This window comes from Litoribacterium kuwaitense (assembly GCF_011058155.1).
In the GTDB taxonomy this organism is placed as follows: Bacteria; Bacillota; Bacilli; order Bacillales; family DSM-28697; genus Litoribacterium; species Litoribacterium kuwaitense.
The window spans coordinates 1-9,449 of record NZ_JAALFC010000067.1; the positions used below are offsets into that span (position 1 = coordinate 1).

The 9,449-nt window shown below is 41.6% G+C and carries 6 protein-coding genes and 1 pseudogene; 4 read left to right on the forward strand and 3 right to left on the reverse strand.

The window, feature by feature from the left end; all coding sequences use genetic code 11:
* Both G4V62_RS18270 and G4V62_RS18275 read right to left on the reverse strand, forming a co-directional pair.
* Positions 1-1,009, reverse strand: a 1,009-nt coding sequence (locus G4V62_RS18270; protein ID WP_165204976.1) for a LacI family DNA-binding transcriptional regulator, incomplete at its 3' end; no start/stop codon positions are given.
* 264 nt (positions 1,010-1,273) lie between these two features.
* Complete coding sequence (locus tag G4V62_RS18275) at positions 1,274-2,500, reverse strand: MFS transporter (protein ID WP_165204978.1); 1,227 nt, start codon at positions 2,498-2,500, stop codon at positions 1,274-1,276.
* Between the two features lie 975 nt (positions 2,501-3,475).
* On the opposite strand from G4V62_RS18275, the pseudogene G4V62_RS18280 reads away from it, so the two are divergent.
* From G4V62_RS18280 to G4V62_RS18295, 4 genes and pseudogenes are all read left to right on the forward strand, one after another.
* A pseudogene (locus tag G4V62_RS18280) lies at positions 3,476-4,557 on the forward strand (Fe(3+) ABC transporter substrate-binding protein).
* A 226-nt stretch (positions 4,558-4,783) separates the two neighbouring features.
* Positions 4,784-6,427, forward strand: coding sequence for an ABC transporter permease (locus G4V62_RS18285; RefSeq protein WP_165204979.1), 1,644 nt, complete (start codon positions 4,784-4,786; stop codon positions 6,425-6,427).
* Complete coding sequence (locus G4V62_RS18290) at positions 6,427-7,140, forward strand: ABC transporter ATP-binding protein (protein WP_165204980.1); 714 nt, start codon at positions 6,427-6,429, stop codon at positions 7,138-7,140. Before G4V62_RS18285 ends, G4V62_RS18290 begins: the two co-directional genes overlap by 1 nt.
* A gap of 895 nt (positions 7,141-8,035) precedes the next feature.
* Complete coding sequence (locus tag G4V62_RS18295) at positions 8,036-8,923, forward strand: fructose bisphosphate aldolase (protein ID WP_165204981.1); 888 nt, start codon at positions 8,036-8,038, stop codon at positions 8,921-8,923.
* Between the two features lie 106 nt (positions 8,924-9,029).
* Here G4V62_RS18295 and G4V62_RS18300 read toward each other — a convergent pair.
* Positions 9,030-9,449 (reverse strand): SRPBCC family protein (locus G4V62_RS18300; protein ID WP_165204982.1); only part of this gene is annotated, 420 nt, incomplete at its 5' end.

The window sequence follows — 9,449 nt, forward strand, 5'->3', positions numbered from 1 at the left end:
AGATCCCTGTCGTCTTCCGCTGAATTAAATCAGGCTCTAAAATAATTTGAATGCTCGTATCCGTATCTTCATGTTGTTCAATCAGTGAAACGAGCTTTTCTAACGCAAGCGTTGCCATTTTATCTTTCGGTTGGGTAATCGTCGTCAAGCCAATGAATTGATTTTTGGCCAGGTCAATATCATCGAAACCAATCACCGATACATCCGCGGGAATGTTCAGGTTTTCGCTCGCCACCGCATCTATCACAGCGAGCGCCATCTGGTCAGAAGCTGCGAAAAAACTTGTCGGACGCTTTTGTTCCTTGAGCAATTGCTTTGTAAATTGATATACTTCATCATACGAAAATTCTTGATGGTAGACGTACTTTTCATTCCATTCAATCCCAAAATCTTTTAAGGCATCTTGGTAGCCTAAATTCCGCAAATGTGTCGTAACATATTTGGACGGACCGGCAATATAACCGATGCGGCGATGATCTAATTGGTATAAGTGTTCTACAGCGAGCCGGGCACCTTTATAGTTATTTACAGCGATATAATTGGCTTTTTCATGCTCAATAAAGCTGTTATAAAGAACGACCGGAAAGCCTTGATCATATAAGTCTTTGATTTTTTCATTATCCTTATCTGCGGATGCAATAATGATGCCGTCAACCCGCTTACCGATTAGTGTCTGAATATATTTTTCAAGGTTCGCTTCGTTATGGTTCGTATTACACAAAATGACATCGTATTCCATCTCTTGTGCTTTACCGACAACTACTTTTGCAGATTCAGCAAAAAATGGATTTGTAATATCTCCAACGATTAGACCGATTGTCCGTGTCTTTTTACTCGCCAGACTGCGAGCAACCTCATCTCTTGTAAAAGATAATTCTTCAATGGCCTTTAGTACTTTTTCTCGCGTGGCCGCTTTTACGTGTGGATAGTTATTAAGTGATCTTGAAACGGTCGATTGTGAAACACCAGCTTTTTTTGCGACATCATATGAACTGATTTTGCCTTTCATTGATCAAAATCCTTTCAGTGGACTCATGAGAAGCAACACTCCGCTTTCTTTCAAATGCCTTCATGAGAAGAAAGTCTTTTGGTTTTTAAACATGATGAGATACAGCCATACTCTACAGATGAAACATTTAAACCTTAGTAACTGAGATTGAATGCGGATGCAAAAATAACGATCACTATACACGCTTTCAACCATGGTTACTCTCTGGAATGCGCACTCATATATTCATTATAGTACGAATTTCCGATGATTTCTAACAAATTTTTATTTAGAGATTGACGGATCATATTCTACTGGTGAGTCGATCTTTTCTTCGCTGACAACATGCTGTCCTTTTTTAAGGAGAAATCCAGTTAATACGGCACACAATACCGAAACAATGCCAATAACTAAAAAGCTTGTCGTCCTCGAAAATGAGTCTGTTAAAATGCCCATAAGGACTGGACCGGCAAACATTCCAGCAGCATAAATACTTTGGAAGAGCCCCATCCGTGTCGATTGTTTCTGGGCTGGAATATGGTGAATACTAAGCGATGTTAAAACAGTAAAATTCATACCAAAAGCGATTCCCGCCAAGCCCTGCAAAGTAAAGAGCGCTAGTAAATTTGGTGCATAAGGAATTAAAATGACAATCAGCCCTTGTAATAAAGCGCCCCATATGGCCGTACGAACTAAACCAAGCTTCTTATAAAAGAACGGTGCACACAGTGCAGCTGCCAACCCATAAAAAATGAGGTGCGTGTTTGACAGCCAGCTAATTGCAAAGGGATTGGCTCCTAAATCAACGGCAACAAGCGGGGTAAAGGTATCTCTCGTGCCAAACGGGATCATAATGGAAATCGTCGCAAGAACCCCAATGATCCAAATCGTTTTATCACTAATTTGCTCAGTTAATATCGTCATATCATATTTTGTCTTAATCTCAGATTCTTTTCTTTCCTTAACGAAAAAAGATAGAATAAGCGCAATACAAGCAGCGACAACCGCCACCATAAAGCTATATTCATAACCATAGCTTGTCGCAATCAATCCACCGACCGTAGACCCAATTAACGAGCCGAATGGTGACGCAACGCCTAAAATGGCAACCGCTTTGGCGGCCTCTCTAGCGCCAAAAAAAGACGCAAACATGACATTGTAGATGACCCACGTCGAGCCTGTGATCCCATCAGAGATTTTACCGATATACAAAGTCGTTGCACTCGGTGCGATAAAGGCGATCGTCCAGCAGATGATTGTTACGAGCAGCCCAATTTGAATAAATAATTTCCGCTTTAAAAACATATCAGAAAGGACACCCACCGGCAGCCTCGTGATCAAGGAAGCCAACCCAGCAACCCCGACAATACCTCCGACAACGGCTGGAGCTATGCCAATATCAGTGGCAAACGCAGAAATGAACGGATCAAAAGCTGAAATACTCATAAAAAACAGTAAACTCATCATGAAAAACAAGCACATATCTAAACGTAATGACGTTCTCTTTTGCATATACTCACCTCTCGAACTTTATAAACCCCCAATGAACACCTTTTGTCTTTAAAATAATTTTTAAATATTAATTTATGAATGCGCATTCATTTTAACGAAAACAATATTTTTGAATGCGGATGCAAAACACTATATAGATAAACGTTTAAAGGAACGAGCACCTTGCCATGAATTTGCATGCAAACACTTTAACCAATCGATACACTCTAGTTCTCATCCCCCCTTTCCGAATATCATTATATTTGCCAAGAACTCTTATACACTCATTTTTTGAATCCGCATTCATTTTAATTTCACTAAAATGAAACCGCATTCATTAAAAGAATAATAACGAAATCAAAAGGAATAAGTCAATAGGGAATACTGAAAATTTTTTTACATTTTCATCTATTCAATGATTTTCCTGCTCATACGACATGATTAAATGTACAACATGTAAAAAAGCAGTATGCCTTTAACCATGAACATACTGCATCGCTTCTATGAAAACATTCTGACAACATAACAGAACAAGGAACATGTGAAGATTTAAACCTACCATCTTATTAAGAAATCTAAAAAAGCGTTGAATAACTTTACAAAGAAACCAAGAATCCGATAAAAAAACGTTGAATTGGTGTGTATGTTTTCGGGGGTTTTTTCTTCCCCTGAATAACCCGAAAAGACTGTTTTCTCATCTCTTTTTCCACCCTCTGTGTTTACGTTTATTTCCACTCTATTTTAACATAAGAAACATCTTGTCATTACATACCAGTTCAAATGATATTGTTCATTATGATTGCCTCCATTACTTTATCGTCCGGGAGGTGCTGTATTTAACCAAGCTCACTTTAACAGGAGCTTGGCCCCCCATGAATGAGGACGCTTCTTCTTTCCATAAAAATAACCATTGACAATGATTATCATTGACATTAAACTACTATGAGTAAAAATCAATCTCACTGAGATAAGATTGATGAGGAGGCACTATATTCAATGAAGACATTACGGTGGTCGATTTTCACTATACTTACCTTGCTTGTTCTTGCAGGCTGTGGAGGTAATAACGATAGTAACCCGAGCGAGAGGATACTGGCAATACGAATGAAGAAGCTGCCAGTGAAGAAAAAGTCGTCAACTTATATACGAGCAGACATTACGATGTTGATGATCAATTATATGATGCGTTTACAGAGGAAACGGGCATTGAAGTCAATGTTGTTCAAGGTAAAGGCAACGAGCTTATGGAGCGTCTCGACCGCGAAGGTGAAGCAACTGAAGCAGATGTCTTTATTACAGCAGATGCTGGTAATTTAGCGCGTTTGAAAGAAAAAGGCTTAACACAAGCCATTGAAAGCGACGTGCTAGCACAAAATATTCCTGAAAAGCTCAAGGATACGGATAACGAATGGTTCGGCCTGACGAAGCGTGCTCGCGTCATTGTGTATTCTTTAGAACGCGTCGACCCGTCTGAATTGTCTACGTATGAAGCACTCACAGAAGAGGCGTGGCAAGATCGTGTCTTGATTCGCTCTTCAGAAAACATTTACAACCAGTCTCTCATGGCTTCCTTCATTGAATTAAATGGTGAAGAAGCTGCCAAAGAGTGGGCTCAAGGCATTGTAGACAATATGGCAAGAGAACCTAAAGGTGGCGATACGGACCAAATGACAGCTGTCGTCGCTGGTGAAGGTGACGTTGCCATCGCCAATACGTATTATGTAGGTCGCTTACTGAACTCCGAAAACCCTGAAGATGTAAAAGTTGGCGAGCAACTAGGCGTCTTTTTCCCGAACCAAGATTCAACAGGAACGCATATCAACATTAGTGGTGCTGCTGTGACGAAGCACGCTTCCAATGTCGACAACGCGACAGCCTTTATTGAATATTTGTCTAGTGTCGATGCTCAAGAAGTCTTTGCTGAAGCCAATAACGAATATCCGGTCAATGAAGAGGCAGAAATCTCTGAGACGCTACAATCGTGGGGCGACTTCAAGGAGCAAGATATTAACTTAACAACACTAGGTAACAATAACGCTCGTGCCATCCAATTAATGAATGAAGTCGGCTGGAAATAAGTTGAACCATAAAAATAAACCCTTATCACATTGTATGTGGTACGGGTTTATTTACTATCTATGAATAAATGATAATGACATTCAATTTCGCTCATTTTCCTGTATAATAGGGCGTATATACAGCTATAAAGGAACATGCTTTTGAAGAGGTTTTTTCTATCCGAAATGTTGCTCCATTTCACGCCGCTTCTCGTATGGACATGGTTCCTTGAAAGGTGTGCCACCAATGAAGTCTGTTTTACATGCCATACGCCGGATAAACATCTGGGCTGTCCTCAGCTTCCTGTTTATCGTAATGATCTTACTGCCAAATCTCGTGATTGTGGTGAATTTTTTTACGCCTGGAAATGAGAATTGGCAACATATTAAAGATTACTTACTCGTTGATATTTTATCCAATACAGCCATTCTCTTAGTATTTACTGGCATTACGACAACACTGATCGGTACGAGCTTAGCATGGATCGTTACGGTCTATAAATTTCCGTTACGCAACTTCCTGAAGTGGGGGTTAATTCTTCCCTTAGCTGTCCCTCCTTTTATCGGGGCATACACGTATCACGGAATGCTCGATTACACGGGCGTGATTCAAGCAACGCTTAGAAACCAATTTCAAATTGAGGTCGACCAAAAGCATTTCGATATCATGTCGCTTGAAGGCTCGATCTTTATTTTTACGTTATTTTTATATCCATACATCTATGTTATAACGAAAAGTTTTTTTGAGCAGCAATCCGCCTCCATTGTCGAAAACGCCCGCCTGTTAGGCGCGAATTCGGTTGAAGTCTTTTTCCGTGTTATCCTGCCGATGTCAAGAGCAGCGATTATCGGGGGTGTCACCATTGTCCTTTTAGAAGTGATTAACGATTACGGAGTCGTTAAATACTTTGGGGTTCAAACGTTTATTACATCCATCTTTCAAACGTGGTTTGCCATGGGGGATATCGACTCCGCCTTTAAAATCGCGGGCACGCTCATGATCGTCGTCATTGTTATTTTGCTGTTTGAACACTTCATCAGAGGCCGAAAGCGATTCAGCTATGCCTCCACAAAAATTCGCCCGATCCAGCCGAAGCAGCTCGTCGGCTTTAAAGCATGGCTCGCCTTTGGCTATGCCTTTCTCGTGTTTAGCTTAGCCTTGCTCATCCCGTTGCTGCAATTGCTGTATTGGGCATTCATGACTTATGAAGACATCGTCACGGTCGAATTTATTACTCTAGTGAAAAACTCCTTTATGGTTGCGGCCATTGCAGCTTTTCTCATTGTTGTCGTTGCCTTAATTATTGCGAATTATACGAGGCTGTACCGGAGCTTCTTCTCTAAAGTCATCGCGCGCATTACTGTACTAGGCTATTCGATCCCTGGTGCCATTATTGCGGTCGGTGTGATTACGATTTTTATCGCCTTAGATGATCTGTTCTTTTCCCTATTTGCCCTATTTGGCCAGGAACCTGGTTTTGTGTTAAAAACAAGCTTGATCATGCTCATTTTTGCCTACGTCATTCGCTTTTTGACCGTCGGATACAACAGCATCGAATCTGGCTTTGAAAAAGTAGGAAATACCTTTACAGAAGCGTCGATGATGCTTGGTGTGCCCCCACTTAAGACATTTTTCAAGGTAGATATCCCACTTGTGAAAGGCGCCGTAGTGAGCGGATTTATTTTAGTCTTTGTTGATATTTTAAAAGAACTTCCATTAACGATGCTTTTACAGCCGTTTAACTTTCAAACATTGTCAACGAAAGCTTTCCAGTATGCCAATGACGAGATGGTCAATGAAGCAGCTTCAGCGTCGCTATTAATTATCATCATTAGCGGTATTTGTATCTTTATTTTTCATAAAGTCTTGGACAAAGGGGAGCAGAGCTAATGTATGTTCAAATTCAAAACGTCCATTATCAATATAAAAACAGCCATAAGCCTACGATCAAAGACTTTTGCTTAGATATCGAACAAGGTGAGACGGTAACAATCCTCGGCGAGAGCGGTAGCGGCAAAAGTACGCTTTTACGCTTAATTGCTGGACTAGAAACCCCATCATCAGGGTCGATTTCTATCGACGGAAAAACCATCGTCGATCAAAAGCAATTTATTCCGCCGGAACAACGTGGCGTCGGCATGGTTTTCCAAGATTATGCCTTATTCCCACATATGACAGTAGCTAAAAATATTACGTACGGGCTTCGCAAGATGAATCGCAGAAAAAAGCAAGAACGACTTGAGGAATTGCTCGACTTAGTGAATTTAGCAGACTTTAAAGACCGCTATCCATATGAATTAAGCGGCGGTCAGCAGCAGCGCGTGGCCCTTGCGCGAGCACTCGCGCCTGCTCCAGCGCTGCTCGTTTGCGATGAGCCTTTCAGCAACTTAGACGCCAATCTGCAAGTGAAAATTCGCGATGAGCTGCACGGTATTTTGAAAAAAACCGGCGTCACTTCTATCTTTGTCACACACGATCAGGCCGATGCCCAAGCACTCGCGGATCGCATCGTTTTCATTGAAGACGGCATTATCAATACAGTCGGCCCCCCTGAGGAAGTACTTGGTTGCGCTAGCTTATTGATGTACACGAATTCTGAGTGACCGACGAGGCAAATAATAACCCAAAATGACCAGGCACAAGTTGCACTGGTCATTTGTCGTTTCATAAATTGGGCTCTATATTCATTGGCCTTTCATTGCGCTCGCTTACGACGCTCATTCACGAAATAGCTACAAACCACGTGAGCACAATATCCTCCAAAGCATCGATCTGCGTGTTCACGTGAAACATAGTTGCTCTCTTCACCGGCAGGTACCTGCACCCTTGAGGCTTATACCTAGTCTATAGCGTCTTAAGCGAACCGTCACGGGGGTTGAATTCGTAGATTCGCTTTGTCTCCCCCTCTGAGACATAAATCAAATAAACCCCTTGCGTCACTTGAAACATTGGGCCATTTTTGACAATGCCTTGTTGCGTAACATGTGAGTTCTCTACAGTAACTCTATCGTTATTGCTTTCCAGTGTACTTTGCACTTCAAGTCTTGCTTCATCATACGTATAAGCTGGCAATTGTGTGTAAAAATACGTATAGATCATTCCTGTGATTGTCGCTGTCGTTACGATGGACTAAATGAACGCCTTAACGCTGTTCTTTTTGTAGATATAAAATAATACGAACGCGAGCAAACTAACGCCTGCACTTAAATACATATACGGTTCTGTATTTAGCACTTTGCCGTATTGGTTATTTGTGACTCCAAACGAAATGACACTCCCCGTCATCAAAACGGCCAATGAAGAGTGATTAACAAAATTTCCTTGGTTCTTTCTTTAATACTGATCCCCACTTTTTGGCTTTAAACAAGCGACTTTTGATCATTGTCTCACAATGGTTCACCCTTGTGAACCTAACCCCTATAGATGCTACAATAAAACAAGGGTTCATTTTTCATCAGATATGCGATACACCACCAAAAACGTGAAGGAGTGAAATTCATGAATCAACAGCACTTCGAACGAATGAAGAATGGAAAAGGGTTTGTTGCGGCACTGGACCAAAGTGGCGGGAGCACCCCGAAAGCATTAGCAGACTATGGTATCCCAGAAGAAGCCTATGAAAATGACACCGAGATGTTTGATCTCGTCCACGCCATGCGGACACGGATCATCACCTCCCCCGCCTTCGACGCTTCACACATTCTAGGCGCCATTCTATTTGAACAAACGATGGACAGAGAGATTGAGGGCATGTATACCGGAGATTATTTGGCTGAGAAAAAAGGCATTGTCCCTTTTCTAAAGGTAGATAAAGGACTGGCTGAAGAAACAAATGGCGTTCAGCTTATGAAACCGATCATGGACTTAGAGACAACTTTACGACGTGCCAACGAACGGCATATATTTGGCACAAAAATGCGCTCTGTTATTAAAGAGGCACAGCCAAAAGGCATTAAAGCCGTCGTCGACCAGCAATTTGCGGTTGCCAAGCGCATCATCGACGCAGGGCTCGTTCCGATCATTGAGCCAGAAGTGGATATTCATAATCAAGAAAAAGAAAAATCAGAAGCTCTGTTAAAAGAGGAAATTCTGTTTCGTTTGAATGCGCTCGACCAAGACGACTACGTCATGTTAAAGCTAACGATTCCGAACATACCCAACACCTACCAAGAACTCATCGAGCATCCGAATGTCGTTCGGGTCGTCGCCCTTTCCGGTGGTTACTCACGGGAGGAAGCGAACGAAAAACTAAAAGCGAACGACGGCTTAATCGCCAGCTTCTCACGCGCATTAAGCCAGGATCTTCACGCCGATCAGACCGACGACGAATTTAATGCAGCGCTTCAAGAAGCGGTCCAGTCGATTTATGACGCATCGGTCGCATAAACTAACGAGCCAGTAACGCGGGTTACTGGCTCTTTTTATCTTCCTCCTCCTTCAATTCAACAGGCTCGCACGTATCGGATTGCTGATCATAGATATAAGAAACAAACTACTCAAACTGTTCGTTATAGGCATCTTTAAATGACCCTTTTAAAAGCTTAGTGGCACATTTATAAAACCAATTGTTTGGAATTAAATACACTTCAACCCGAGAGTAAGTATCGTTGCCCTCTCTTCTGAGTGCGTACTTCGTAACGCTTGTCCCTTCTTTTGTCTTTGTTTGGAGTTCTGCCCTGTAAGGAGGATCAAGTAATGTATATGTTACCTCTAAAGAATAAATTTTTCTGCCAAAACGTTGCTTCGTAATAAACGTCGAACCTTCTATTAAATCGCTTTCATTGCCATCATATGTTTGTTCAACAATCGTCGTATTCCATTGGAGAACATGTCTGTCTTCATTAAGATAGGTAAAGACGACGTCAATTGAAGCTTGAATCCGTTCGTCAAATTGATTACATTTAACGTTTTT